The 25,503-nt window shown below is 70.7% G+C and carries 23 protein-coding genes; 12 read left to right on the forward strand and 11 right to left on the reverse strand.

What is annotated here, in order from left to right:
• Nucleotides 1-42: 42 nt before the first annotated feature.
• The 3 genes from BLQ67_RS07860 to BLQ67_RS07870 form a co-directional block, all read right to left on the reverse strand.
• Nucleotides 43-1,080 (reverse strand): hypothetical protein, encoded by a 1,038-nt coding sequence (locus BLQ67_RS07860; protein WP_092503980.1) that lies wholly within the window; start codon nt 1,078-1,080, stop codon nt 43-45.
• Nucleotides 1,081-1,208: 128 nt separating this feature from the next.
• The gene (locus BLQ67_RS07865; RefSeq protein ID WP_092503982.1) at nt 1,209-2,096 is read right to left on the reverse strand and encodes a hypothetical protein; all 888 of its coding nucleotides are present in this window, start codon (nt 2,094-2,096) and stop codon (nt 1,209-1,211) included.
• Between the two features lie 42 nt (nt 2,097-2,138).
• Entirely contained in the window at nt 2,139-3,599 is a 1,461-nt protein-coding gene (locus BLQ67_RS07870) for a CCA tRNA nucleotidyltransferase (RefSeq protein ID WP_092503984.1), read from the reverse strand.
• Here BLQ67_RS07870 and BLQ67_RS07875 point away from each other — a divergent pair.
• From BLQ67_RS07875 to trxA, 5 genes are read left to right on the forward strand one after another with little or no spacing between them, the layout of a single operon-like run.
• Nucleotides 3,589-5,694: a DUF6049 family protein gene (locus BLQ67_RS07875; RefSeq protein WP_157674727.1), complete on the forward strand. Its 2,106-nt coding sequence runs from the start codon at nt 3,589-3,591 to the stop codon at nt 5,692-5,694. The genes BLQ67_RS07870 and BLQ67_RS07875 overlap by 11 nt on opposite strands.
• The gene (gene murJ / locus BLQ67_RS07880; protein WP_092503988.1) at nt 5,694-7,481 is read left to right on the forward strand and encodes a murein biosynthesis integral membrane protein MurJ; all 1,788 of its coding nucleotides are present in this window, start codon (nt 5,694-5,696) and stop codon (nt 7,479-7,481) included. Before BLQ67_RS07875 ends, murJ begins: the two co-directional genes overlap by 1 nt.
• 29 nt (nt 7,482-7,510) lie before the next feature.
• Nucleotides 7,511-7,894: a hypothetical protein gene (locus tag BLQ67_RS07885; RefSeq protein WP_092503990.1), complete on the forward strand. Its 384-nt coding sequence runs from the start codon at nt 7,511-7,513 to the stop codon at nt 7,892-7,894.
• Nucleotides 7,895-7,903: 9 nt separating this feature from the next.
• A complete protein-coding gene (gene trxB, locus BLQ67_RS07890; protein WP_407922488.1) occupies nt 7,904-8,884 on the forward strand; it encodes a thioredoxin-disulfide reductase in 981 nt (326 codons plus the stop codon).
• Nucleotides 8,885-8,898: 14 nt separating this feature from the next.
• On the forward strand, nt 8,899-9,210 hold the full coding sequence (gene trxA / locus BLQ67_RS07895) for a thioredoxin (RefSeq protein WP_092503993.1): 312 nt from the start codon (nt 8,899-8,901) through the stop codon (nt 9,208-9,210).
• A 67-nt stretch (nt 9,211-9,277) separates the two neighbouring features.
• On the opposite strand, the gene BLQ67_RS07900 is transcribed toward trxA, so the two are convergent.
• The 8 genes from BLQ67_RS07900 to rpmH form a co-directional block, all read right to left on the reverse strand.
• A complete protein-coding gene (locus tag BLQ67_RS07900; RefSeq protein WP_092503995.1) occupies nt 9,278-10,264 on the reverse strand; it encodes a ParB/RepB/Spo0J family partition protein in 987 nt (328 codons plus the stop codon).
• Nucleotides 10,261-11,103 carry a ParA family protein gene (locus tag BLQ67_RS07905; protein ID WP_092506842.1) on the reverse strand — a complete coding sequence of 281 codons (843 nt, stop codon included), beginning with the start codon at nt 11,101-11,103 and terminating at the stop codon, nt 10,261-10,263. The genes BLQ67_RS07900 and BLQ67_RS07905 overlap by 4 nt, the downstream gene beginning before the upstream one ends.
• A 1,788-nt stretch (nt 11,104-12,891) precedes the next feature.
• A complete protein-coding gene (gene rsmG, locus BLQ67_RS07910) occupies nt 12,892-13,521 on the reverse strand; it encodes a 16S rRNA (guanine(527)-N(7))-methyltransferase RsmG (protein WP_092503996.1) in 630 nt (209 codons plus the stop codon).
• Nucleotides 13,522-13,538: 17 nt separating this feature from the next.
• Nucleotides 13,539-14,012 (reverse strand): Jag family protein, encoded by a 474-nt coding sequence (locus BLQ67_RS07915; RefSeq protein ID WP_092503998.1) that lies wholly within the window; start codon nt 14,010-14,012, stop codon nt 13,539-13,541.
• Nucleotides 14,009-14,992: a membrane protein insertase YidC gene (yidC, locus tag BLQ67_RS07920; RefSeq protein WP_092504001.1), complete on the reverse strand. Its 984-nt coding sequence runs from the start codon at nt 14,990-14,992 to the stop codon at nt 14,009-14,011. The genes BLQ67_RS07915 and yidC overlap by 4 nt, the downstream gene beginning before the upstream one ends.
• Nucleotides 14,993-15,017: 25 nt before the next feature.
• Nucleotides 15,018-15,290 (reverse strand): membrane protein insertion efficiency factor YidD, encoded by a 273-nt coding sequence (yidD, locus tag BLQ67_RS07925; RefSeq protein ID WP_231945205.1) that lies wholly within the window; start codon nt 15,288-15,290, stop codon nt 15,018-15,020.
• Between the two features lie 8 nt (nt 15,291-15,298).
• Nucleotides 15,299-15,625, reverse strand: coding sequence for a ribonuclease P protein component (gene rnpA, locus BLQ67_RS07930; RefSeq protein WP_092504005.1), 327 nt, complete (start codon nt 15,623-15,625; stop codon nt 15,299-15,301).
• Between the two features lie 6 nt (nt 15,626-15,631).
• Nucleotides 15,632-15,769 carry a 50S ribosomal protein L34 gene (rpmH, locus tag BLQ67_RS07935; protein ID WP_092504007.1) on the reverse strand — a complete coding sequence of 46 codons (138 nt, stop codon included), beginning with the start codon at nt 15,767-15,769 and terminating at the stop codon, nt 15,632-15,634.
• Nucleotides 15,770-16,067: 298 nt separating this feature from the next.
• Between rpmH and dnaA the strand changes: the two genes are divergently transcribed.
• The 7 genes from dnaA to gyrB all read left to right on the forward strand — a co-directional run bounded on the left by dnaA (nt 16,068) and on the right by gyrB (nt 25,462).
• Entirely contained in the window at nt 16,068-17,477 is a 1,410-nt protein-coding gene (dnaA, locus tag BLQ67_RS07940; protein WP_092504009.1) for a chromosomal replication initiator protein DnaA, read from the forward strand.
• A 608-nt stretch (nt 17,478-18,085) separates the two neighbouring features.
• Nucleotides 18,086-19,228 (forward strand): DNA polymerase III subunit beta, encoded by a 1,143-nt coding sequence (dnaN, locus tag BLQ67_RS07945; protein WP_092504011.1) that lies wholly within the window; start codon nt 18,086-18,088, stop codon nt 19,226-19,228.
• A gap of 17 nt (nt 19,229-19,245) precedes the next feature.
• On the forward strand, nt 19,246-20,133 hold the full coding sequence (gene gnd, locus BLQ67_RS07950) for a phosphogluconate dehydrogenase (NAD(+)-dependent, decarboxylating) (protein WP_092504013.1): 888 nt from the start codon (nt 19,246-19,248) through the stop codon (nt 20,131-20,133).
• A 13-nt stretch (nt 20,134-20,146) separates the two neighbouring features.
• On the forward strand, nt 20,147-21,301 hold the full coding sequence (gene recF, locus BLQ67_RS07955; RefSeq protein WP_092504015.1) for a DNA replication/repair protein RecF: 1,155 nt from the start codon (nt 20,147-20,149) through the stop codon (nt 21,299-21,301).
• Nucleotides 21,298-21,795, forward strand: a complete 498-nt coding sequence (locus BLQ67_RS07960) for a DUF721 domain-containing protein (RefSeq protein WP_231945206.1) — start codon at nt 21,298-21,300, stop codon at nt 21,793-21,795. Before recF ends, BLQ67_RS07960 begins: the two co-directional genes overlap by 4 nt.
• A gap of 77 nt (nt 21,796-21,872) precedes the next feature.
• Nucleotides 21,873-23,276: a four-carbon acid sugar kinase family protein gene (locus tag BLQ67_RS07965; protein ID WP_092504017.1), complete on the forward strand. Its 1,404-nt coding sequence runs from the start codon at nt 21,873-21,875 to the stop codon at nt 23,274-23,276.
• A 200-nt stretch (nt 23,277-23,476) separates the two neighbouring features.
• A complete protein-coding gene (gene gyrB, locus BLQ67_RS07970; protein WP_092504019.1) occupies nt 23,477-25,462 on the forward strand; it encodes a DNA topoisomerase (ATP-hydrolyzing) subunit B in 1,986 nt (661 codons plus the stop codon).
• The last annotated feature ends 41 nt before the right edge of the window (nt 25,463-25,503 follow it).

The raw sequence follows: 25,503 nt of genomic DNA on the forward strand, positions 1-25,503 counted from the left end.
AGCATAAGGGTGAGCGATGCTCACCCTTATGAGCGGCGCGGGCTAACCCTCGGTCGGGTCGAACCAGCTCACCGTCACGGCGGGCTCCTCGTCCGCAGCGTCGGCGGCCGACCACGACGCCTGCACCGGGAAGTCGACCGACGCGGTCGCGGCGCCGCTCGGGTAGGTCGCGCGCACGACCGCGCTCACCTCGACCGCCCACGCGTCGTCCGCCGGCTGCTCCGTCGACGACGACTCGACCGTCCACACGACGCCCTCGTACGCCTCGGCGTCGGAGCCAGTGCGGATGCCGAGGGTCTGCACGATCTCGGAGTCGAGGCCGAGCAGCAGCGTGCCGCATCGGAGGTTCACCGAGACCTCCCCGGCGACGCAGTCGGCGAGCGCGGTCAGCGCCTCCTCCTCGACGAGCGTCGCGAGCGCATCCGTCGGCGTCACCGGCACCTCGACTGCGACGTCGCGGTCGACGACGACCACCTCGACGCCCTCCGCCGACGTCACGCTGCCGGCCGTGGGCTCGAGCGCGTAGACCCCGGGATAGAGGTGCAGCTCGCCCGTGCGGAACGGGCTCAGGCCGAGCGTCTCGCCTGCGACGACGGCATCGACGCTCACGAGCACGTCGCCGCCGGTCTCGGCGAGCGCCACGTCGACCCGGCGCTCGAGCGAGTCGTCGAGCGACCATCGCGGCTCCGAGCCGCCGACCTGGGTCACCGTCAGCTCGGTCTCGACCGTCTCGCCGGCGACGACGTACGACACGGCAAAGGTCTCTCGCCGCGGTGCCTCCTCCTCGCTGCGGACGCTCTCGGTCGACACCGTCACGTCGGTGATGCGCTCGGCGTCGTCGAGCGAGCCGACGGGAGCGTCGTATCCCGACGTCAGCGCGTTCGCGGCCGCGACGTCGCCGTCGCGGATCGCCTCGACGTACTCCACGACGACGGCCCGCGGGTCGGGGCCCGTGGTCCGGAAGGCGACCGCGCCCGCGGCGATGAGCCCGACGAGCGCGACGCCGCCGACGACCGTGAGCACGAGACGCCGCGTCGACGGGCGACGAGACGGGGTCTCGGAGGCTGCGGGATCGGTCACGTCGGGCTCCTCGATGGCACGGTGGCCGAGGGGCTGGCACCGCTCGGTGCCCTCAGTGTCGCCGTCGGATGCGCCGCGCGCACTCGGGCGACGTCCAGGAGGGCAGAACTGCCCATGCGGCCGGTGGTTCAGTGACGGACGGCTCCGGGGAGTCCCGCGACGTCGACCTCGCCGCGCAGGGCGAGCAGCAGCGCGTCGGGCACGCCGAGCAGCGCGAGCGCGCGTTCGCCCGTGTTCGCCTCGAGCCGCTCGTCGAGAAGTGCGAGCAGCGCGTCGGCGTGCTCGCCGCGACCGAGCGCCGCCATCGCGCCCCGGACGTCGGCCTCGGGAGGCCGACGGTGCGGACCTGCGCCCATGTGCTCGACGATCTCGGCCTGCGCGTGCAGCACCGAAGCGGTGGGGTGCTCCACCAACGGCAGCGGCCGTCGCCACCAGACGAGCGGAAGGCCGGGGACTCCCGCGCTCGCACGCACGTGGAGCACGAGCTCTGTCGAGTCCTCGGAGGCACCGATCGCAGGCAGCGCCTCCCGCGGCCATGCCGGGAAGGTCGTCACGGTGCCGACCGCGAGGCACCGGTCGCCGATCGCGAGCTCGACGGATCCGCTGCCGAGTGCACGACGGACGGCCTCGAAGCCGCGCACGCCGCGCGGGGCGATCCACCACGCCCACCGCTCCGGCGCGGGCATCCACTCGCGGCGCTCCGCGACCTCGACCGTCGTCGCCTCCTCGTCGCCGTCCTCGTACAGCGTCACCGATCCGCCGGTGCTGGCCGCGAGATCTGCGACCACGGCAGCCCGCTCCGCCACCAGGAGCTCGCCGCCGACGCACAGCAGCGGGCGGCCATCGTCGTCGCACGCCACGAACGCCATCGTCGCGTCGGGCGGCCGATCCTCGGTGTCGCCGAGGACGGCGCCGACGAGACCGACCTCGCGCATGGCGCGCACCGCATCGGCGAAGCCGTCGTCGTCGCGGTCGACGCGCACGAGCAGCACCAGGTATCGGAGCGACGGCTGCATGGCGCGAGCCTAGGTCGTGGGTGCTGACGGCCTGCTGCGACGTCAGTCGGCGGCGCGCGCCGCCCACCACTCGCGCAGCAGCCGCTCTGCGTGCTCGCGCTCGAGCGGTCCGTGCTCGATGCGCGCGTCGAGCAGCATCCGATACGCCTCGCCGACCGCGCGCGACGGGCCGATGCCGAGGATCGCCATGATCTGCTCGCCGTCGAGGTCGGGGCGCATGGCGTCGAGCTCCTCCTGCTCCGCGAGCTCGGCGATGCGGTGCTCGAGGTCGTCGTACGCGAAGTCGAGGCGCTCGGCCTTGCGGCGATTGCGCGTCGTCACGTCGGAGCGCGTGAGGATGTGCAGCCGCTCGAGCAGCGGCCCCGCGTCGCGCACGTAGCGGCGCACGGCGGCATCCGTCCACGACGCATCCATGTAGCCGTAGAAGCGCAGGTGCAGCTCGACGAGGCGCGCGACCGCCTTCACGGTGTCGTTGTCGAACCGCAGCGCCTTCAGCCGCTTCGCCGCGAGGCGCGAGCCGATGACGTCGTGGTTGTAGAAGGTGACGGCGTTGCCCTCGACGCGACGCGTCGCGGGCTTGCCGATGTCGTGCAGCAGGCCCGCGAGCCGCGAGACGACGTCGGGCGCGGCACCCGGGTTGCGCGAGCCCTCGAGCGCGATGCCCTGCAGCAGCACCGTGAGCGAGTGCTCGTACACGTCCTTGTGGTGCGCGTGCTCGTCGACCTCGAGGCGCAGCGCCGGCACCTCGGGCAGCACGTGGTCGAGGATGCCCGAGTCGGTCAGCAGGCGCAGGCCCCCCGTGGGGTCGGGCGTCGACAGCAGCTTCACGAGCTCGTCGCGCACGCGCTCCGCCGAGATGTTCTGGATGGTGGCTGCGGCATCCGCCATCGCGTCGCGCACGCGGTCGGCCACGTGGAACCCCAGCTGCGCCTCGAAGCGCGCGGCGCGCAGCATGCGCAGCGGGTCGTCGCGGAACGACACCTCCGGTGCCTGCGGGGTGTCGATGGTGCTGGCGAGCAGGTGCTCGAGGCCGCCGCCCACGTCGACGAGGCGCGGCGCGATGCGCTCGACGCCGCCATCCGTGCGCGCCACGAGCTGCAGCGCCATCGCGTTCACCGTGAAGTCGCGGCGCACGAGGTCGTCGGCCAGGTCGTCGCCGAACGTCACCTCGGGCTTGCGCGTGACGCCGTCGTACACGTCGGCCCGGTACGTCGTCACCTCGACGGTCTCGCCGTCGATGCGGCACGCGATCGTGCCGAACTCGCGCCCCACGTCCCACTGCGCATCCGACAGCGGACGCACGATCGCCAGGATGTCGTCGGCGCGCGCATCGGTCGTGTAGTCGAGGTCGCTCGTGGCACGGCCCAGCAGCGCGTCGCGCACGGGGCCGCCGACGAGCGACAGCTCGAACCCGGCCGTCGCGAACGCGTCGGCGAGCACCGCCGTCGGTCCGGTTGCCGCCACCTGCTGCAGGCGTGCGGTCGCCTCGGCCATGCTCGTCACGGTCAGCAATCCTGCCAGGGCTCGCGGGCTGCGCGTCACGGGCGCGCAGCCGGGCGCTCGTAGACTGTCGGTCATGCTCGCGGCGGGTGGGCGCGTGCGGCGCGCACTGGCGATCACGATCGCCTCGCTCGGCGCGCTCGGCGGCCTGGCCATCGCGCCGACCGCCGCGACCGCAGCCGACGATCCCGATCCGGCCATCGCAGCGGTCGATCCCGTGCTCACCGCGGGTCAGGATCTCGTCGTGCGCGTGAGCGTGGGCACGAACGCCACCGAGGATCTCGGCGTCGACCTGCTCGTCGGATCGCGCGCCGTCGCGACCCGCTCGGCGCTCACGCAGTGGATCGACGGCGAGGGCTCGCCTCGGCTCACGCCCGTCGCGACCGCCACGATCCCCGCCGGATCGTCGAGCGTCGACGTCACGGTGCCCGCGGCCGAGCTGCCGTGGTCGTCGGCTACGAGCGGCGCGATGCTGCTCGGCGCCGACGTCGACGGCGTCGACGACCGCATCCGCTCGCTCGTGACGCTCGACCTGCCCGGCGGCGGCCCCACGAGCATCGCCCTCACGATGCAGACGACGACGCCCGAGACCGACACGGGGCTGCTGACGGCCGACGAGCTCGAGGCCGCCGTGAGCGACGGCGGCACGCTCGCGCAGCAGCTCGCCGTCGGCCAGGCGGGCGCAGCGCTCGGCATCGACCCGATCGTGCCCGCGAGCATCGCCGCGCTCGGCGACGACGCCCCCGACGACGCCGTCGCCTGGCTCCAAGCCGCCACGGCGTTGCCGCAGACGTTCGCGCTGCCCTACGGCGGCGCCGACCCCATCGCCATCGCGCGCGCAGGCGTCGCCGTGCCCGGCCTCGAGGGCATCCCCGGCCCCGACGGCGCCGTGCTGCCCGCGACGCTCGCCGAGGTTCCCACGTCGATCGCCCCCGTCGTCGACGCCACGCAGTCGTCGCTCGACGCCGCCCTGCTCGGGCAGCTCGGTGCCGCGTCCACCGTCGTCGTCGACACCGACGACCTCGACGAGACGCTCGACAGCCGCACGCCCGACGCGCACGCCGTCGTCGGCGGCGTCTCGGTGCTCGCCGCCGACGCCGAGCTGCAGCGCCTCGTGCGCGAGGCGGTCACGGCGGGCGGCGTCGCGTCGTCCTCCGGCATCGCGAGCACGCTCGCGCTGCTCGCGACCATCACGCGCGAGGCGCCGTCGCTGCAGCGCGCGCTCGTCGCCGCCCTGCCCGTCGACGCCGACCCCGTGGCCGCGCTCGCGCTGCAGGAGGCGATCGGATCCGTCGCCTGGCTCGAGCAGACCGGCGTCGCCTCCGCCCTCGCGCAGCCCGCCCGCACCGCCGAGCTCGTCGCATCCGAGACGACGGAGCGCGAGGCAGACGCCGCCGCACGCATCACGTCGCTCGTCGGCACCGCGACCGCCGCCGAGTCCATCGCCACGACGCTCGAGGACCCCGCGGCGCTCGTCGCGCCCGTGCGCCTCCAGCTGAGCGCCGCCATCGCCGCGACCTCGCGCGCCGACGACGCCGACGCCGTCACCCGCTTCGCCGAGCTCGTCGCCCCGCTGCGCTCCCCCGTCACGATCGTCGAGGGCGGCGAGACGGCCCTGCTGGGCAGCCCCGCCGAGCTGCAGGTCACCCTCGACAACGCGCTCGACGTCGACGTCACCGTGCAGCTCACGGCGCGCACCGGCACGAACGCGGTCTCGCTGCCCGACGAGCCCATCGAGATCGTCGTGCCCGCCGCGGGCCGCGTGCGCGTGCCCATGCCGGTCGACGTCGTCGCAGCAGGCAGCGGCATCATCCGCCTCGACGTGTCGACGCCCGCCGGCGTCTCGCTCGACACCGCCGTGCTGCGCGTCAACGCCCAGCCGGCGTTCGAGACGATCCTGCTCGTCGTCGTCTGCCTCGCCGCCGCGCTGCTGCTCGGCTTCGGCATCCTGCGCTCCGTGCGCAATCGCCGCGCGGGCACGGCACGCGGCGACATCGACCCGCGCACCGAGCAGATCGCCGTCGCCGACGCCCGCGACGCCGCCGCTGCCAAGCGCGCGAGCACGCACCGACCCCCCGACGACCCAGGAGCACGTTGATGACCGACGGCACGCCCCAGGGGCCCACGAACGATCCGCAGGAGGCAGGCGCGCAGGCCGTGACCCCGCCCGCTGCGACATCCGCAGCCCCTGAGCAGCCGAAGGCCGCGAGCGTGCAGCGCTCGAGCGCCATCCTCGCCGCAGGCACGATGGTGTCGCGCGTGCTGGGCTTCGTGAAGACGGTGCTGCTCGCGGTCGTCATCGGTCAGACCGGCTCGCAGGCGGCTGCGGCGTTCGGACTCGCCAACCAGCTGCCGAACAACGTGTACATCCTCGTCGCCGGTGGCGTCATGTCCGCGGTGCTCGTGCCGGCCATCGTCAAGGCGAGCCTCGGTGCGGACAACGGGCAGGCCTTCGTCTCGAAGGTGCTGACCCTTGGCGGCACGATCTTCCTCCTGCTGACCATCGTCGCCACCGTGGCCGCACCACTGCTCGTGCAGCTCTACGCCACGACGAGCGACGACGGCAATGGCTTCACGTCCCAGCAGATGGCCCTGGCGATCGCCCTCGCCTACTGGTGCCTGCCGCAGATCCTCTTCTACGCGCTCTACACGCTGATCGGTGAGATCTTCAACGCGCGCGGCCAGTTCGGCCCGTACACGTGGGCCCCCGTGGTCAACAACCTGATCTCACTGGCCGGCCTCGCGGCGTTCCTCGTGTGGTTCGGCGACCCGCTCGTCAACGAGAACCCGTCGCCCGAGGTGTGGACGCCCGACCGCGTCGCCTTCCTCGGCATCGCCACCACGGCGGGCGTCGTCGCGCAGGCGCTGGTGCTCGTGCTGCTCTTCCGCAGGACGGGCCTCAAGTTCCGTCTCGACTTCGGATGGCGCGGCGTTGGCCTGCGCGCGACCGGGATGCGCGCCGGCTGGATCTTCGGCGTCGTCATCATCGGACAGATCAAGGGTCTGCTGCAGTCGCGCGTGGTCACGATGGGCGACCCCGATGGCGCCAACGTGCTGACGATGCAGACCGCCTGGTACGTGTTCTCGCTGCCGCACTCCGTCATCGCGGTGTCCATCGCGATCGCCTTCTTCACCCGCATGTCACATCACGCGTCGCGGAACGACCTCACCGGCATCCGTAACGACGTCGCGGGTGCGTTGCGCGGCGTGGGCATGCTCACGACGATCAGCGCCTTCGTGCTCGCCGTCGTCGCCGTGCCATTCATGCGCCTCTTCGATCGCAACTTCGAGCGCGCGTTCCAATCGTCGATCGTGCTGTGGGCGATGCTCATCTGCCTCGTCGCGTTCAGCGCCGAGTACGTCCTGCAGCGCGTCTTCTTCGCGCTCGAGGACACCCGCACCCCCTTCCTCTACTCGGTCTTCGGACTCGTCGTCACGTCGCTGCTGCTCTGGGCCTGCACAGCGGTCCCCTCGCTGTGGATCGTCGCCGCCGCCTCGCTCGCTGTGTCGATCGCGAACCTGATCTCCTGCTCCGTCTGGGTCTGGCTCGTGCGGCGCAAGATCGGACCCTTCGGGTTCGGACTCATCGCGCGACGCCACGTGCAGTACCTCGTGTACGCCGTCGCGGCAGCCGTCCCGGGCGCGGCCATCGTGTGGGCGATGGGCGGGTTCGTCGATGGTGGGTTCGCCACGACGGGCATGGCGCCCGGCCTCGTCACGTCGACCCTCGCGGGGGCGGCGATGGCCCTCGTCTACTTCGGGCTCCTGTTCGTCACCCGCAATCCCGACTTCCGTTCCACGATCGACCTGGTGGCCGGCCGCATCCCCGCGCTGGCGCGCTTCACAGGGCGCGGTCGTAGCGTGGGAGCGTCCGACAAGGGCTGAAGGCCCCCGACCGACCCGCAGGAGCCGCCATGCCGCATCCGCTCGCCAGGTTCGTCGCCCCCGTGATCGTGGGCGTCGCGGCAGGCATCGGCGCGGTCGTCGCGCAGGCCGTGCTCGTGCGGCGCGCCCCCGCCCAGCCGTCGCTCGGCGCTCCCGAGCGTCCCCTGCCCTTCCAGGGCTGGTGGTCGTCCGACGCGTCCTCCCCCATGGCCTACGCGCATCCCGCCGTGCTGTTCGTCGACGGTGCGACGCGCACCGTCGTCGACTCGTGGGATCGCCGCACGCGAACGCGCGTGCCCAACCCTCGCGTCGTCGGCTCCGAACCCCTGGTGATCGATGCCATCTCGGTGCTCGACGCCTCGACGGGCGACGTGCTGCAGACGCTGCCCGTCGAGGGAATGGCCCGCGGCTAGCATCGGTTGATGAGCAGGGGAGGCCACCGTGGCCTCCAGCGAAAGGCACCCGTGCACGACGTCATCATCATCGGATCCGGCCCCGCCGGATACACCGCGGCGATCTACGCCGCTCGCGCGAACCTGGCACCCATCGTGCTCGCGTCGAGCGTCGAGGCCGGCGGCGACCTCATGACGACGACCGAGGTCGACAACTTCCCCGGCTTCCCCGAGGGCGTCATGGGCCCCGACCTCATGTTCAACATGCAGCAGCAGGCCGAGCGCTTCGGCGCCGACGTGCGACTGGAGGACGTGACGGAGCTCGAGCTCGACGGCCCCGTGAAGAAGGTGCACGTGGGCGCCGAGGTGCTCGAGGCCCGCACGGTGATCTTCGCCACGGGTTCCGCCTACCGCCGCCTGGGCCTGCCCGGCGAGGACCGCCTCTCTGGCCACGGCGTCTCGTGGTGCGCCACGTGCGACGGCTTCTTCTTCAAGGAGAAGCACCTCGTCGTCATCGGCGGCGGCGACTCGGCGATGGAGGAGGCGACCTTCCTCACGAAGTTCGCCGCGACCGTCACGATCGTGCACCGCTCCGAGACGTTCCGCGCGAGCCCCGCCATGCTCGACCGCGCGCAGGCCGACCCGAAGATCTCGTTCGTCACGAACGCGATCGTCGAGGACATCCTGGGCGAGTCGGCCGTCGAGGGCGTGCGCCTGCGCGACGCCGTCACGGGCGAGACCCGCGAGCTGCCGGTCGACGGCGTGTTCGTCGCCATCGGCTCCGACCCGCGCACCCACCTGGTGCACGGCAAGCTCGACATCACGGCCGACGGCACCATCGCCGTTGCAGGCCGTTCGTCGCTGACGAGCGTTCCCGGCGTCTTCGCTGCCGGCGACGTCATCGACCCCACCTACCGACAGGCCATCACGGCCGCCGGCTCGGGCACCGTCGCGGCGCTCGATGCCCAGCACTACCTGGCCGAGCTGCCCGCAGCGGCAGTCTCCGCCTGACAGGAGGAATCATCATGAAGAACGTCACCACCGACTCGTTCCAGGCCGACGTGCTCGACGCCGAGAAGGCCGTGCTCGTGGACTTCTGGGCCGAGTGGTGCGGCCCGTGCCGCGCCGTGGGCCCCATCCTCGAGCAGATCGACGGAGAGACCGAGAAGCTCGACGTCGTGAAGGTCAACGTCGACGAGAACCCCGACCTCGCCATGCGCTACGGCATCACCTCCATCCCCGCGATGAAGGTGTTCGTGGGCGGCGAAGTCAAGAAGGAGCTCATCGGCGCCAAGCCGAAGGCCGCTCTCGAGGCGGACCTCGCAGCCTTCCTCTGATCCACCACGCACCCACGGGTGCACGAAGGGCCCCGGCATCGAGCCGGGGCCCTTCGTCGTGGTCGGGCTACTCCGAGAGGCTCACGGCGTCGCCGAAGGGCGACTCCCCGAGCTCGGTGAGGATGCGGTTGAGGTCGGCGACCGTCGCGAAGTCGACGACGATCTGCCCCTTCGTGCGGCCGAGGCTCACGCGCACGCGCGTGTCGAGACGGTCGGTGAGTCGCTCGGCGACCTCGTCGAGGCCGCGCTGCACGCCACCGCGCTGCGGGGTGCGCCTGGGCGAGGTCACTTGGGCGACGCTCGCTGCGTGCTCGGCTGCACGAACCGACAATTCCTCATTGACGATGCGATCTGCGAGGCGCAGCATGGCGTCCTCCGCTTCCACCGAGAGGATCGCTCGCGCGTGACCTGCGCTCAGCACGCCGGATGCGACGCGTGTCTGGATCGGCTCGGGCAGGCGCAGGAGCCGGATGGTGTTCGAGATCTGCGGACGACTGCGGCCGATGCGCTTCGAGAGCTCATCCTGCGTGATCGAGAAGTCGGCCATGAGCTGCTGGTAGGCCGACGCCTCCTCGAGCGGGTTGAGGTCGGCGCGGTGGAGGTTCTCGAGCAGCGCGTCGCGCAGCATCGCGTCGTCGGGGGTGTCCTTGATGAGGGCGGGGACGGAGTCCTTGCCGGCACGGCGCGAGGCGCGCCACCGGCGCTCGCCCATGATGAGCTCGAACTTCTCGGTCTCGCCCGGGATGGGGCGCACGACGATGGGCTGCAGCACGCCGAATTCGCGGATGGAGTGCTCGAGCTCCGTCAGGTCGTCCTCGTCGAACACATCGCGGGGCTGCACGTGGTTCGGCGCGATCGCGTCCAGCGGCAGCTGGGCGAGACGAGCGCCGGGCACGCTGGCGAGCTCGGCGCCGTCCGTGGCCTTCGCGGCGGGGAAGAAGACGTCGACGGGTCGATCCTTCGGGGGCGTCGTCGCGCTCGTCGCGTCGGTCTCGGCGGGTGCCGTGGGGATGAGGGCGCCGATGCCTCGGCCGAGCCCGGTCCGCTTGCTCATGCGGCTCCTCGCTGTGCGATCTCCGCGGCCGCCTCGCGATAGGCGAGCGCGCCGGGAGAGTTGGGGTCGTACGCCAGCACGGTCTGCCCGAAGCCAGGCGCCTCGGAGATCCTGACCGTCCTGGGGATGATCGTCTGCAACGCGACGTCACCGAAGTGCGCGCGGACCTCGTCGACGACCTGCTTCGACAGCAGCGTGCGGCCGTCGTACATCGTGAGGAGCACCGTCGACAGCGACAGTGCGGGGTTCAGGTGCTGCGTGATGCGCTGGATGGTGTCGAGCAGCTGCGTCACGCCCTCGAGCGCGTAGTACTCGCACTGGATGGGCAGCAGCACCTCGGTCGCGGCCGTGAACGCGTTGATCGTGAGCAGGCCGAGCGACGGAGGGCAGTCGATGAAGACGTAGTGCACGGGCTCGTCCTGCGCGGCGAGGTACTGCTCGAGCGCGGCGCGGAGGCGGAACTCGCGGCGCTCGAGCGGTGCGAGCTCCAGGTCGGCGCCGGCGAGGTGGATCGTCGACGGCACGCCCGAGAGCGCCTCGGAGTCCTGGCTGGGCTGCACGGCCTCCGCGAGAGGCGTCTCGTCGACCAGCACGTCGTAGGTGCTCACGACGTCCGCGTGATGCGGGATGCCGAGCGCCGTGGAGGCGTTGCCCTGGGGGTCGAGGTCGATCACCATGGCCCGCGCGCCCGCGCGCACGAGGGAGGCCGCGAGGTTCACCGCGGACGTGGTCTTGCCGACGCCGCCCTTCTGGTTCACGACCGCGATGACTCGCGTGGTCGTGGGCAGCGGATGCGGTGCGTTCGCGAGTGCAGTCCGTCGCTTCGCGAGATCAGCCATCTCTCGCGCGATCGGCGTGGTGTCGAATCGACCCGTCGTCTGCACTGGAACCCCGTCCTCTCCCGGTCGTGTTTCACGTGAAACATCACGCGTTCGTCCGTTGTCCCCCTGCCATCTTGCGGCATGGATGAGCGTTGCGCCAACTCCATCGGCGAGTCTGTGCACAGGGTGCCCCTGTGGAGACCTGTGGACAACTGGCGACGTGCACCAGGAGGCGTTGTGTGATCGCCCGACGTACGTTCGAGGGGCATTCTGCCGCGCCAACACTGGGAAGTCGGCGTACGCGGCTCGTCTCAGACGCCGCATCGCGACCGCCTGGTCACCTCAGTTGTCCACAGCTCTCCACAGGTGAGACGTGGACGACCAGCGCCCACTCTCCACAGATCGATGCACACGTGGGCAGGCGCCGCCGCCGTCGCTTGCGTGCGCGGGAGCATGATCGACCCAGCAATCCTTGCCCGGCGCTGGCGCTTGTCGGTGGCGCAATGCTCGCGGGGATCGCGCGATGTTCCACGTGAAACATCGGTGCCCGACACGACCGTCTCGGTTACCGGGAACCGACGACCGGGACACGCTCAGCGCCGTCAGCGAGGTGATGCCCTCGCGGGACTCGCCCGCAGGGAGCCCAGCCCGTCGAGCATGCTGACGCGCTCCGATGTGCAGGTTTCGCACCAGCTTCTCGCTCACCGTGCAGTGGTACAGCTGGAGCATCAGGCCTGGTCCGATCGAGCAAGCTCGAGCGTCCTCCCGTCTCATGTGCCCGGCGCCGCACATCTCGCTCGCGATTCACGTGAAACATCGAATGCCTGGCCATGGACAGTACGCACCCCTGTCTCACTCTCGCCAGGAGCCGAACGCGAAGGACCCCTACGCGGCCGTAGACAGCAACGACGCTCACGCAGGTCTGAGGTCGTGAGCATCTCGCCCAGCGTGCGACGCGGATGGTCCTCGACCAAACACGACGTGACCAGGCATAGCGCGACGAGGGCTGCAGTGCATCGCCATCGATCGTCCCAGGATCGAGGGCTGCCATGTTTCACGTGGAACATCGACTGCGCAAGCGCGAGGCCGCGGTGGCGTCGCGGCCCGCAGGAGGTCACGCCGGGCCTGTCAGGCCGACCTCGTCGCGGTCTCCCATCACGCCACCCGTCTTCGACGCAGGCTGAAGCCAGACCCCGCGACGTCGTCCACGACCAGCCTCAAGCGCCACTGATCCCGTGCATGCCACACGCGTTGCGCGTTTCACGTGAAACATCGGAGCGTCCCGAATGAGAGACGCAGCCGACCCGGCCGGAGAGATCCGTCCTGCGCACTCGCCGACCGCGTCCCACTCGATCGTCGCGACAGAGGTCCTCGAGGCACGGGCCGCTTGGATGGCTCTCCGTCATCGAGTCGCGCGCGCCTCGCATGCTCGGCGCACGCGAGAGCACCGACGAACGCAAGGAGCTCGACGCCGGTCACCAGCATCGGGCGCGACGACCGCGTCACTTCGACACGATGCACTGCGCGAAGACGCCTGGATCGGGCCGAAAGCGGCCGGATCTGCACCGACCGGCCCACGCGAGATCGGCCGTACGATCGGTCCTGACGCACGTAGCCACGTCACCGGACGACGATCCACGGTGCCCACGACACCGAAGATCGGGATCGTAGTCGCGAGGAACGGCATCGCCGACGTCCACGCGTCGAGCGAGGTGACGACCACGAGCCACGTCACCGCCTCGCGTGACCGAGGCGTGGCGGTCACCCGCGCCCGAACGCGACGGTCGCGACGCGAGCGGGTCTGGGTCAGCCGCGCACGACGGCGCGGAAGACGCGCGTCACGTCGCCGTCGCCGGCGTCGAGCTCGAGCACCTCGGGGGTGCCGACCTTGTGCTTGCGCAGCGCCTTCTCGGCGGCGGCGATCTCGTCGTGCACGCGTGCGCCCTTCAGCAGCACGAGCTCGCCACCATCCGCCACGAGCGGTGCGGTCCAGGGCACGAGCGTGCGCAGCGCCGAGACCGCACGAGCCGTCACCTGGTGGAAGGCGCGGGTGCCGTGCACCTCCTCGGCGCGAGCGCGCACGACCTCGACGTTCGTCAGACCCATCCGCTCGGTCTCCGACCGCAGCCAGTCGCAGCGGCGCTCCATGGGCTCGATGAGCGCCATCGACACGTCGGGCCGTGCGATCGCGAGCACGAGGCCCGGCAGGCCGGCGCCCGAGCCGACGTCGGCCACGAGTGCATCGGACTGCAGCAGGGGAGCCATCACCGCAGAGTTGAGGATGTGTCGACTCCACAACTGATCGAGCTCACGAGGACCGATGAGCCCCAGCGTCTCGCCATGCTCGGCGAGCGACGCCGTGTACGAGCGAGCGAGCTCGATGCGGTCGCCGAACATCGCCGCGGCAGCAGCGGGCTCGGCCTCGTAGGTCGTCACGGCTCAGCGAGTCGAGGTCACTTGGGCACGACGACCGCGTGGCGGTCGCGACCCTCGCCCTCGGACTCCGAGTGGTAGCCGGCCTCGGCCACCAGGTCGTGCACGAGCTTGCGCTCGTACGACGACATCGACGGCAGCGAGACGCGGTCCGAGCCGCCCTCGATGCGCGAGACGGCGTCGTCGACCAGCGCACGCAGCTCGACGGTGCGCGCATCCTGCGAGCCTGCGACGTCGAGCACGACGCGCGAGAACTCGCCCGTCTGCGACTGCACCGCGAGGCGCGTCAGGTCCTGCAGCGCTGCGACGACCTCGGGGGCCGCGAGCATCGACAGCGACGCGTCGCCGGACTCGCCGACCTTGAGCGTCGTGCGCGTGCCGGTCTCCTCGATCTCGATGTCGCCGTCGACGTCGGCGATGTCGAGGAGCGCCTCGAGGTAGTCGGCCGCGATCTCGCCCTCGTCGAGGTCCTGCGTCTGCTGCTCGTCGGTCACTTGGGGCCTCCATCGCGCTGCGCCTTCGTGCCCTTGCGCTTCGGCTGCTGCCGCTGCGTGTTCACGATGACGGGGGTCTCCTCGACCTCGGTCGTCGTGGTCGACTCCGAGCCCTCGGCCGGCAGTCCCTGGCGCTGGCGCTTGCGCGCCATGCGGGCCTCGCGTGCCAGCGCGGCATCGGAGCCCGGGTTCGGCAGCTTCGAGATGATGATGAGCTGCTGGATGAGCGTGTAGATGTTCGAGACCAGCCAGTAGAACATCGTGGCGATGGGGAAGGCCCACGCCGAGATGAGCAGGAACACCGGGATGACGTACAGGATGATGCGCTGCTGCTTGTACATCGGCGATTCCTTCATCGCCGGCGTCTGGTTCTTCGACATGATCTGCAGCTGCGTGTAGAACTGCGTCGCGACCATGATGAGCGTCATCACGATCGACGTCGCGATCACGGCGACGTTGCCCTGCTCGAAGCCGTGCTGCATCGTCATGTTCAGCGGCACCGCGTCGAAGAGCGACGCCTGCTGGAACTGCTCGGCCAGCGAGACGCCCATGAAGCCGACGCCCGCCTCGCCGCGGTTCGCGGTCTGCAGCACCGTGACGAGACCGAAGAAGATCGGCATCTGCACGAGCAGCGGCAGGCACGACGCGAAGGGGTTGGTGCCCGCCTTGCGGTACGCCTCCATCGTCTCGCGCTGCATCGCCTCGCGAGAGAACTGGTCCTTCTTGCCGCGGTACTTGTCCTGGATCTTCTTGATCTCGGGCGCGACCTCGAGGGCCTTGCGCGACGACAGGATCTGCCGCACGGTGAGCGGGATCATCGCCGTGCGCACCACGAGGGTGAGCGACGCGATCGAGAGCACCCAGACGAGACCCGAGAACGGATCCATGCCGAGCGCCTCGAGTCCGAAGTGGGCGCCGGCCAGGATCGCCTCGAGGACCCACTTGATGGGCCACATCAGCAGTCCGAGGATGTCGGGCATCAGCTGTTCCTCTTCTTCATGGTTCTCAGGCGGCTCCGGTGACGAAGCCGAATCTCGTGAGCGTCATCGCTCGTCGCGGCACGGGGATGTCGTCGACGCCGCCGGCTGCCCAGGGGTGGCAGCGCACGATGCGCCGAGCCCCCATCCAGATCCCGCGCACGGCGCCGTGCTGCTGGATCGCCTGCAGCGTGTACGACGAGCAGCTCGGGTAGTACCGGCACACGTCGCCGTACAGCGGCGAGACGATGGCGCGGTACGCGACGAGGATCGCGATGCACACGTTGCGGGGGATCAGCATGAGCGCGCTCATCGTGACCTCAGCAATGGTTCGAATGCAGCGGTCAGCGTACCGCAGTCGGCTGTGGCGGCTGCAGGCATCGCCCGTACGACGACGTCGACCGGATGGTCGAGCGGCAGCAGGTGCTGCCGCACGTGCTCGGACATGCGGCGTCGCACGCGATTGCGCACGACGGCGTTGCCCACCTTCTTGGACACGACGAAGCCGAAGCGGCTCGTTGCCGCTTCGGCTTCGGTGACGTGGAGCACCGCGATGGGGGAGGAGATCCTGCGCCCCGCGCGGACGATGCGCCGGAAGTCGGCCGCGTGCACGACGCGGTTCGGCTTCGGCAGCACCGCAGCTCAGGCGGAGAGCTCGACGCGCCCCTTGCGGCGACGAGCCGCGAGGATGGCGCGACCCGCACGCGTACGCATGCGGAGGCGGAAGCCGTGCTTCTTGGCGCGGCGGCGGTTGTTCGGCTGGAACGTGCGCTTGCTCATGAGAATGTCTCCTGGGTGTCGGCCGATGCGGCCGGAAGTCGTAGCGCCTCGCGAGAGGCAACCTGGCGATCATACGCGATGCCGGCACCGATGTTCAACCGCTGGTCGAACCGTGTCGCACGCCACGCCGCTGCCATTCTGCAGCGACTTGCACGGAGTGCGCTATGCGTGCAGACTCAGTGAATCCTCCCGGCGGAACCGTCAGCACCACGGCCCCAGCGGAGACCCTGCACCTCCTCCCTCCACTGTGGAGAAGGCTGTGGAGAGACCCACGCACCCCACGGGACGGAGCCTGCGCATGAGCGATGGTGGCGACGCCCACCAGCTCTGGGCCTCCGTGATGGCGACCCTTGCAGGCGACCTGCGCATACCGCCCTCTGTCCGGGGATTCCTCGATCTCGTGGAGCCTCAGGGCGCCATGGGATCCGTGCTCTACCTCGACGTCCCGAACGACCTCACGCGCGACATGATCGAGCAGCGGCTCCGCATCCCGGTGACCGAGGCGATTGTGGACAACGCTGTGGACATCACGTCGTTCAAGATCGTCGTGAACCCCGAGCTCGAGCTCGGCGCGGCGCTCGACGAGACCCCCGAGGTCGCGACGCCGTACGTGCAGCACGAGGTCATCTCGGCGCCGACCGATGCCATGCGACCCGTCGCGGGTCAGCGTGTCGAGTCGCGGCTCAACCCGAAGTACGTCTTCGACAACTTCGTCATCGGCGGCTCGAACCGCTTCGCGCACGCCGCCGCCCTCGCCGTGGCCGAGGCGCCGGCGAAGGCGTACAACCCGCTCTTCATCTACGGCGACTCCGGTCTCGGCAAGACCCACCTGCTCCACGCCATCGGCCACTACGCCGAGAACATGTACCCGGGCATCCGCGTCCGCTACGTGTCGAGCGAGGAGTTCACGAACGACTTCATCAACTCGATCGCGAACAACCAGGGCCAGGCGTTCCAGGCCCGGTACCGCGAGGTCGACGTGCTGCTGATCGACGACATCCAGTTCCTGCAGGGCAAGGAGTCGACGCAGGAAGCGTTCTTCCACACCTTCAACACGCTCCACGACCACGACAAGCAGGTCGTGATCACGTCGGACGTGGCGCCGAAGCACCTCACGGGCTTCGAGGCGCGCATGGTGTCGCGGTTCGAGTGGGGTCTCATCACCGACGTCACGGCGCCCGAGCTCGAGACGCGCATCGCGATCCTGCGCAAGAAGGCGCAGGCGGAGCGCATGGATGCGCCCGACGACATCCTCGAGCAGATCGCCGAGCGCGTGACGACGAACATCCGCGAGCTCGAGGGCACGCTCATCCGCGTCACCGCGTTCGCGAGCCTCAACCGCCTGCCGGTCACGATGGACCTCGCGCAGACGGTGCTCAAGGATCTGTTCGCGCAGTCGAGCGAGGTCGTGATCGGGCCGAGCGACATCATCACGCACACGGCCGGCTACTTCCAGCTGACCGAGGAGGACCTGTACGGGTCGTCGCGGTCGCAGACCGTGGCGCTCGCGAGGCAGATCGCGATGTACCTGTGCCGTGAGATGACGAGCCTGTCGCTGCCGAAGATCGGCCAGCTGTTCGGCAACCGCGACCACACCACGGTCATGTACGCGAACAAGAAGATCGAGAAGCTCATGAAGGAGAAGCGCTCGGTCTACACGCAGGTGACGGAGCTCACCGCGCGCATCAAGCAGGCGCCGGCGCGCTGACGCCGGGCTGCGTCCTCTCCTCTCCTCTGCTCGCGCATCTCGCCGGTCCCAGCGACCGGCCGTCGAGGTGCGGTCATCGCACGACGCCCACGCCAGCTGGTCGAGGAGCGCGCGAGCCCCTCGGCGAGCCCGCGTCACGAGACCACGCGAGCGCCGCTCCTGCGCCATCACGCACATGGTCGCGCCGAGCGCGCACGTCGCGTGGTCTCGTGACGGCTGCAGCCTTCGGCTGCGGCCTCCTCGACCAGCTGCTGGGCTCGAACGACATGAATCCGGGGGTGTGGAGTTCGTGTTGGCAACCATGTGCGGCTCGCCGGACCCGGTGTGGACAACCCGACGGGTGCCTGTGGAATGACATTCCTGTCATTCGAGCCGCTCCGCACAGATCGGACCGATCCACGCACAGGCGCTCCACATCTCACAAGGATGTAGTTCCCTTGGGATGACAGGAATCCTGTCATTCGTCCACACCATCCACACCCGTTATTCCCATTCCTGAGAGAGATGTCATTCCACCGCCCGATGACCGTCGCCGGCCGGCTCGGCGGCGCCACGGGGACGCCCTCTCGCTATGACACAATGACCGGGCTGGATCGAAGGAGTGCGCCGTGAGGTTCGTCATCCACAGGGATGTCTTCGCAGAGGCCGTGTCGTTCGCGGTGAAGCTGCTGCCGCAGCGCTCGACGCTGCCCATCCTCACGGGTGTGCGCATCGAGGCCGCCGCTGGCAAGGTCACGCTGTCGACGTTCGACTACGAGGTCTCGGCCACGACGTCGGTCGATGCCGACGTCGACGTCGAAGGCACCGTGCTCGTCTCGGGTCGACTGCTGAGCGACATCGCCGGCCGCCTCCCGCAGCGCGAGATCGTGGTCGAGGAGACCGACGGCATCGTCAAGGTGCAGTGCGGCTCGGCGAAGTTCACGCTGCTGAAGATGCCGATCGAGGAGTACCCGACGCTCCCCGAGGTCGCCGGCCGCACGGGCGTCGTCCCCGGCTCCGACTTCGCAGAGGCCGTCGCCCAGGTCGCCGTCGCCGCGTCGCGCGAGGACGTCACGCCCGTCATCACCGGCGTGCAGCTCGAGGCATCCGACACGCGCCTGTCGCTCATCGCCACCGACCGCTACCGCGTCTCGGTGCGCAGCATCCCGTGGGATGCGGGCAGCGACACCGACGCGCTCACGGCCCTCGTGCCGGCGCGCACGATCTCGGAGGTCGGCCGCACGTTCGGCTCGGCCGCGCAGATCTCCATCACGATGTCCGAGCCGGGCGAGCGCCAGCAGATCGCGTTCTCGGCAGGCGACAAGACGGTGACGAGCCTGCTCATCAAGGGCAACTACCCGCCCGTGCGCCGCCTCTTCCCGACCGAGACCCCGCACCACGCCGTGCTCAACACGGCCGAGCTCGTCGAGGCCACGCGTCGCGTGCAGCTCGTGCTCGAGCGCGAGGCCGCGCTGCGCTGCACGTTCGAGGACGGCCAGGTCACCCTCGAGGCGATCGGCTCCGAGCAGGCGCAGGCGCAGGAGTCGGTGGATGCCGTGCTCTCGGGCGAGGACATCGTGCTGTCGATCAAGCCGCAGTTCCTGCTCGATGGCCTGGGCGCGACGCACGCGGAGTTCGTGCGCGTCGCCTTCACCCGCTCGGAGACGACGAACAAGCCGGGCCCCATGCTCATCACGGGCCAGACGTCGCGCGACGACGCCGAGGCCACGAGCTTCCAGTACCTGCTGCAGCCCAACCTGCTGCTGCGCTGACCCTCGAGGAGCCTGTCGTGACGCAGCTCGGACTCATCGGCCTCGGCAAGATGGGCGGCAACATGCGCGATCGCGTGCGTGCCGCAGGCATCGAGGTCGTCGGCTACGACCGCAACCCCGAGGTCACCGACGTCGAGAGCGTCGAGCAGCTCGTCGCCTCCCTCGCCGCGCCGCGCACGGTGTGGGTCATGGTGCCCGCCGGCGAGATCACGGCCTCGGTCGTGGCCGACCTCGCCGAGCGCCTCGAGCCCGGCGACCTCGTGATCGACGGCGGCAACTCCCGCTTCACCGAGGATGCGACGCACGCGGCGCTGCTCGCCGAGCGCGGCATCCGCTTCCTCGACGTGGGCGTCTCGGGCGGCGTCTGGGGCCTCGAGAACGGCTACGGCCTCATGGTCGGCGGCGAGACGACCGACGTCGAGCGCACCATGCCGATCTTCGACGCGCTGCGGCCAGAGGGTCCGCGCGAGGAGGGCTTCGTGCACGCGGGCGGCGTCGGCGCCGGGCACTACGTGAAGATGGTGCACAACGGCATCGAGTACGGCCTCATGCAGGCGTACGCCGAGGGCTTCGAGCTGCTCGAGAAGTCGCCGATCGTCTCCGACGTCGCCGGCTCGTTCAAGGCGTGGCAGCGCGGCACCGTCATCCGCTCGTGGCTGCTCGACCTCATGGTGCGCGCGCTCGACGCCGACGACGACCTGTCGGACATCGAGGGCTACGTCGAGGACTCGGGCGAGGGTCGCTGGACCGTCGAGGAGGCGATCGCCAACGCGGTGCCGCTGCCGGTGATCTCGGCCGCGCTCTTCGCGCGCTTCGAGTCGCGGCAGGACGACAGCCCCGCGATGAAGGCCGTCGCGGCGCTGCGCAACCAGTTCGGCGGCCACGCGGTCAAGTCGGCGGAGTGATCGTGGCGGCGCCATGCACGTGAGCCGCCTCGAGCTGAAGGACTTCCGCAACTACGAGCGCGCCGTCGTCGAGCTCGAGCCCGGCGTCACGCTGCTCATCGGCCGCAACGGCCAGGGCAAGACGAACCTCGTCGAGGCGCTCGTCGTCGTCGCGACCGGTTCGAGCCATCGCGTGAGCCACGACGCGGCGCTCGTGCGCGCCGGCGTCGAACAGGCGTTCGTGCGCACGAGCCTCACGAACGGCGAGCGCACCATCGGCGTCGACCTGCAGATCCAGGCGAAGGGGTCGAACAAGGCGCAGGCATCCGGCCACCCCGTGCGCATGAGCGAGCTGCCGCGCTACCTGCGCACCGTGCTCTTCTCCCCCGAGGACCTCGCGCTCGTGCGCGGCGATCCTGGCGGACGGCGCAAGATGCTCGACCAGCTCATCGTGCAGCGCAGCCCGCGCATGGGCTCGGTGATGAGCGACCTCGAGCGCGTGCTGCGGCAGCGGTCGAGCCTGCTGAAGTCGGCGCGCGCGACGCGCATGAGGCCCGACGACCTCACGACCCTCGACGTGTGGGACGAGCGTCTCGTGGCGCTGGGGCTCGAGGTCGAGCGGGCGCGCGCCTCGCTCGTCGCCGAGCTGCAGCCGCACGTCGCCGAGGCGTACCGCACGGTCGCGGGCGACGAGCACGTCACCGAGATCCGCCTCGTGAGCGAGGTGCCCGACGACGAGGTCGCGTACGCGGAGGCGCTGCGCGCCAAGCGGCGCGAGGAGCTCGACCGCGGCGTGAGCCTGCTCGGCCCGCACCGCGACGACCTCGACCTCGACCTCGGCGGGCTGCTCGCCCGGCACTACGCGAGCCACGGGGAGTCGTGGTCGTACGCGCTCGCGCTGCGCCTCGCGGCCGCCGAGCTCATCCGCCACGACGCTGCCGGCGACCCCGTCGTGATCCTCGACGACGTGTTCGCCGAGCTCGACGCCGGCCGCCGCGAGCGGCTCGCCACGGCGGTGTCGTCGTTCGAGCAGGTGCTCATCACCGCCGCCGTCGACGACGACGTGCCCGACGTGCTCGCTGGGCGCCGCATCCGCATCGCCGCCGGCGTCGTCGTGGAGGACAGCGGATCGACGACGGCGGCCGTCGTGCCCGCCGCCGCGGAGCCCGCGAGCGAGGAGGCATCGTGAAGGACCTCGACGCCGAGCGCGACGAGCCCGAGCGCGTGTGGATGCGCATCCGCGCCCGCTTCGGCGACCCCGCGATCACGACGAAGGACGGTCGCAGGCGCACGCGCCGCGCCGCGGCATCCGAGCCGTTCACCGCCGGCCGCGACCCGCTGGGCCTCGGCGGCGTGCTCGACGGCCTCGTCTCGGACGCCGGCTGGCAGGGCGAGATGGCGCAGGGCGGCGTGCTCGCCGAGTGGCCGCGCATCGTCGGCCCCGAGATCGCCGACAAGACCGCGCCGGAGGGCATCGCCGAGGGCCTGCTCGTCGTGCGCTGCGTGTCGACGGCGTGGGAGCAGCAGATGCGACTCATGCGCGCCGACATCACGACGCGCATCATCGCCGAGTTCCCGCAGGCGGGCATCGTGGGCATCCGCTTCGTGGGCCCGCAGCAGCACTCGTTCCTCAAGGGCCCGCGCACCGTGCGCGGTCGCGGCCCGCGCGACACCTGGGGATGACCGAGCGGGCACCGGCGCGTCCGTAGGCTTGGACGGGCCCGCTCGGGCCTCCACCATCCCCTCCCAAGGAGTTCCGCGTGCACGTCGACGAGCTGCTGGCCGGCGCCCCCGCGCCCCTGACGATCCCCGCATCCGAGGTCGCGGCGGCGCTCGATCCCTCGCTCGTGCAGATTGTGCTCGACGACGACCCCACCGGCACGCAGTCGGTCGCCGACCTGCCCGTGCTCACGCGCTGGGAGGCCGAGGACCTCGACTGGGCCCTCGCGACCGGCGCCCCCGCCGTGTACGTGCTCACGAACACGCGCTCGCTCGACGAGGCGGATGCCGCGGCTCGCAACCGCGAGGTCGTGGCGGTGGCGCTCGCCGCCGCCGAGCGGGCCGGGCGTCGCGCATCGTTCGTGAGCCGCGGCGACTCGACGCTGCGCGGCCACTTCCCGCTCGAGACCGACGTGCTGCGCGACGCGATCATCGAGGCCGGCGGCGCGGCGCCGCACCTCACGGTGCTCGTGCCCGCCTTCCCCGACGCCGGCCGCATCACCGTGGACGGCGTGCACCACTGGGTCGTCGACGGCGAGGCGACGCCCGTGGGCGAGACGGCGTTCGCCGAGGATCCGACGTTCGGGTTCCGCTCGTCGGACCTGCGCGACTGGGTGGCCGAGAAGACCGGCGGCCGCATCGCGGCGGGCGACGTCTTCGCGCTCACGCTCGAGGTCATCCGCGCCGGCACGGACGCCGTCGTCGAGGCGCTGCGCGCGCTGCCGGCGGGCACGGTCGTCGCAGTGGACGTCGTCGACGAGGGCGACATGCGCCAGGTGGCGCTCGCGCTGCACGCGCTCGAGCGCGAGGGGCTCGGCGCGCTGCTGCGCGTCGGTCCGCCCTACCCGCGCGCCCACATCGGCCAGGAGATCGCCGAGCCCGTGCGGGCGGAGGACGTCGTCTTCGCGAACGACCGCGGCGGCCTCGTGGTCGTGGGCAGCCACGTGCCGCTCACGACGCAGCAGCTCGCCGCGCTGCGCGCGGCCCGTCCCGACACCGCGACGATCGAGCTCGACGTGCGCGCCCTCATCGGCGACGACCGCGACGCGCACCTCGCCGAGCGCACCGCGACGGTCGCCGACGCCATCGCGCACGGCACCGTCATCGTGCACACGACCCGCGAGCGCATCGACGGCGCAGATGGCGACGCGAGCCTCGAGATCGCGCGCCGAGTCTCGTCGGGCGTCGTCGAGCTCGTGCAGCGCGTGCTCGAGGCCGCCCCGCCGCGCTTCGTGATCGCGAAGGGCGGCATCACCTCGAGCGACGTCGCGTCGGAGGCCCTGCGCATCCGCCGCGCCCGCGTCGTGGGGCCCATGCTGCCCGGGATCGTCTCGCTCTGGCAGCCCGACGGCGGCCCGGCCGACGGCATCCCCTACGTCGTCTTCGCCGGCAACGTCGGCGACGCCGACTCGCTCGCGACAGTCGTCGCGACGCTCGCCGACTGACCCCTCGGCGAGGCTCGTCCGACGCGCGACGCCTCGGACGCCTGCCGTGAGCATCCGTCACGGAATCGCGAGGATTGCGCCGTGCGCGAGATCGTCGGACGAACGGCCTGCCGACCGCAGCAGCGCCATAGATACAAGGTAGAATCGGGGAGTTGCGCGCGCGTGCGCGCGCGAGGAGATCCGAGGGAGCTGCACGACGCATGGCGGACGAGACGCAGAACGAGTACGGGGCCGATCAGATCCAGATCCTGGAGGGCCTCGAGGCCGTCAGGAAGCGTCCAGGCATGTACATCGGATCGACGGGTCCGCGGGGCCTCCACCACCTGGTGTACGAGATCGTCGACAACTCCGTCGACGAGGCGCTCGCAGGCTACTGCGACCTGATCAAGATCCGCATGCTCGCCGACGGCGGCATCGAGGTCGTCGACAACGGCCGCGGCATCCCCGTCGACCCGCACTCCTCCGACCCCACGAAGTCGACCCTCGAGGTCGTGCTCACCGTGCTGCACGCCGGCGGCAAGTTCGGCGGCGGCGGCTACGCCGTCTCGGGCGGCCTGCACGGCGTCGGCTCGTCGGTCGTCAACGCGCTCTCGTCGCGTCTCGAGGTCGAGATCCGCCGCCAGGGCAACCTGTGGACGCAGTCGTTCGCGGTCGGCGACCCGCAGGGCCCGCTCGTCAAGGGCGAGGCGACCGAGCAGACCGGCACGACCATTCGCTTCTGGCCAGACGGCGACATCTTCGAGACGACCGAGTTCGACTACGACACGCTTGCGAAGCGCTTCCAGCAGACGGCCTTCCTCAACAAGGGCCTGCGCATCCACGTCACCGACGAGCGCCCCGACCACGGCGAGGTCGCCGAGGACGGCTCGGTCTCGCCGCGGTTCGAGGAGTTCTACTACGAGAACGGCCTGCGCGACTACGTCGAGCAGCTCAACCGCACGAAGAAGGTCGAGCTCGTGCACGACGAGATCATCGACTTCGAGTCGGAGGACGTCGAGCGCCGCATGTCGGTCGAGATCGCGATGCAGTGGACGACGGGCTACCAGGAGGCCGTCTACACGTACGCGAACGTCATCAACACGCACGAGGGCGGCACGCACGAGGAGGGCTTCCGCGCTGCGCTGACGAGCCTCGTGAACCGCTACGCGCGGAACACGAACCAGCTGCGCGAGAAGGACGAGAACCTCTCGGGCGACGACGTGCGCGAGGGCCTCACCGCCATCATCTCCGTGAAGCTCGGCGAGCCGCAGTTCGAGGGCCAGACGAAGACGAAGCTCGGCAACACCGAGGCGAAGTCGTTCGTGCAGAAGGTCGTCAACGACCAGCTGGGCGACTGGTTCGAGCGCAACCCCGCGTCGGCGAAGGAGATCGTGCGCAAGGCCATCCAGGCCGCCACCGCACGCATCGCCGCCCGCAAGGCGCGCGAGCAGACGCGCCGCAAGGGCCTGCTCGAGTCGGGCGGCATGCCCGGCAAGCTCAAGGACTGCCAGTCGCGGAACCCCGCGGAGTGCGAGATCTTCCTCGTCGAGGGCAACTCGGCAGGCGGCTCGGCCGTGCAGGGTCGCGACCCGCGCACGCAGGCGATCCTGCCGCTGCGCGGCAAGGTGCTCAACGTCGAGAAGGCGCGCCTCGACCGTGCGTTGCAGAACGTCGAGATCCAGTCGATGATCACGGCCTTCGGTGCGGGCCTCGGCGAGGACTTCGACCCCGACAAGGTGCGGTACCACAAGATCGTGCTCATGGCCGATGCCGACGTCGACGGCCAGCACATCACGACGCTGCTGCTCACGCTGCTGTTCCGCTACATGCGCCCGCTGATCGACCAGGGCTGGGTCTACCTCGCCGCGCCGCCGCTCTACAAGATCAAGTGGACGCAGGGCGACCCCGACTACGCGTTCTCCGACCGGGAGCGCGACGAGCTCATCCGCATCGGCCGCGACGCCGGCCGCAAGCTGCCGAAGGCGAACGACGGCGGACTGCAGCGCTACAAGGGTCTCGGCGAGATGAACTTCTCGGAGCTGTGGGAGACCACGATGGACCCCGAGACGCGCGTGCTGAAGCAGGTGACCCTCGAGGACGCCGCCGTCGCCGACACCGTCTTCTCGACCCTCATGGGCGAGGACGTGGAGTCGCGCCGCACGTTCATCCAGCGCAACGCCAAGGACGTGAGGTTCCTGGACATCTAGGCCCAGCCTGATCCCTCGAACCCGACGCCACGAACCCAGGA

Origin of the sequence: Agrococcus jejuensis, assembly GCF_900099705.1 — a bacterium.
GTDB lineage: Bacteria > Actinomycetota > Actinomycetes > Actinomycetales > Microbacteriaceae > Agrococcus > Agrococcus jejuensis.

Excerpts from the sequence above, each read along its gene's own strand:
- gyrB (WP_092504019.1), top strand. The coding sequence starts at position 23,477 with ATGGCGGACGAGACGCAGAACGAGTACGGGGCCGATCAGATCCAGATC.
- BLQ67_RS07900 (WP_092503995.1), bottom strand. The coding sequence starts at position 10,264 with ATGAGCAAGCGGACCGGGCTCGGCCGAGGCATCGGCGCCCTCATCCCC.
- BLQ67_RS07885 (WP_092503990.1), top strand. The coding sequence starts at position 7,511 with ATGCCGCATCCGCTCGCCAGGTTCGTCGCCCCCGTGATCGTGGGCGTC.
- murJ (WP_092503988.1), top strand. The coding sequence starts at position 5,694 with ATGACCGACGGCACGCCCCAGGGGCCCACGAACGATCCGCAGGAGGCA.
- BLQ67_RS07905 (WP_092506842.1), bottom strand. The coding sequence starts at position 11,103 with ATGGCTGATCTCGCGAAGCGACGGACTGCACTCGCGAACGCACCGCAT.
- rpmH (WP_092504007.1), bottom strand. The coding sequence starts at position 15,769 with ATGAGCAAGCGCACGTTCCAGCCGAACAACCGCCGCCGCGCCAAGAAG.
- recF (WP_092504015.1), top strand. The coding sequence starts at position 20,147 with ATGCACGTGAGCCGCCTCGAGCTGAAGGACTTCCGCAACTACGAGCGC.
- yidC (WP_092504001.1), bottom strand. The coding sequence starts at position 14,992 with ATGCCCGACATCCTCGGACTGCTGATGTGGCCCATCAAGTGGGTCCTC.
- trxB (WP_407922488.1), top strand. The coding sequence starts at position 7,904 with ATGAGCAGGGGAGGCCACCGTGGCCTCCAGCGAAAGGCACCCGTGCAC.
- trxA (WP_092503993.1), top strand. The coding sequence starts at position 8,899 with ATGAAGAACGTCACCACCGACTCGTTCCAGGCCGACGTGCTCGACGCC.
- BLQ67_RS07865 (WP_092503982.1), bottom strand. The coding sequence starts at position 2,096 with ATGCAGCCGTCGCTCCGATACCTGGTGCTGCTCGTGCGCGTCGACCGC.
- dnaA (WP_092504009.1), top strand. The coding sequence starts at position 16,068 with ATGAGCGATGGTGGCGACGCCCACCAGCTCTGGGCCTCCGTGATGGCG.
- BLQ67_RS07875 (WP_157674727.1), top strand. The coding sequence starts at position 3,589 with ATGCTCGTCACGGTCAGCAATCCTGCCAGGGCTCGCGGGCTGCGCGTC.
- yidD (WP_231945205.1), bottom strand. The coding sequence starts at position 15,290 with ATGCTGATCCCCCGCAACGTGTGCATCGCGATCCTCGTCGCGTACCGC.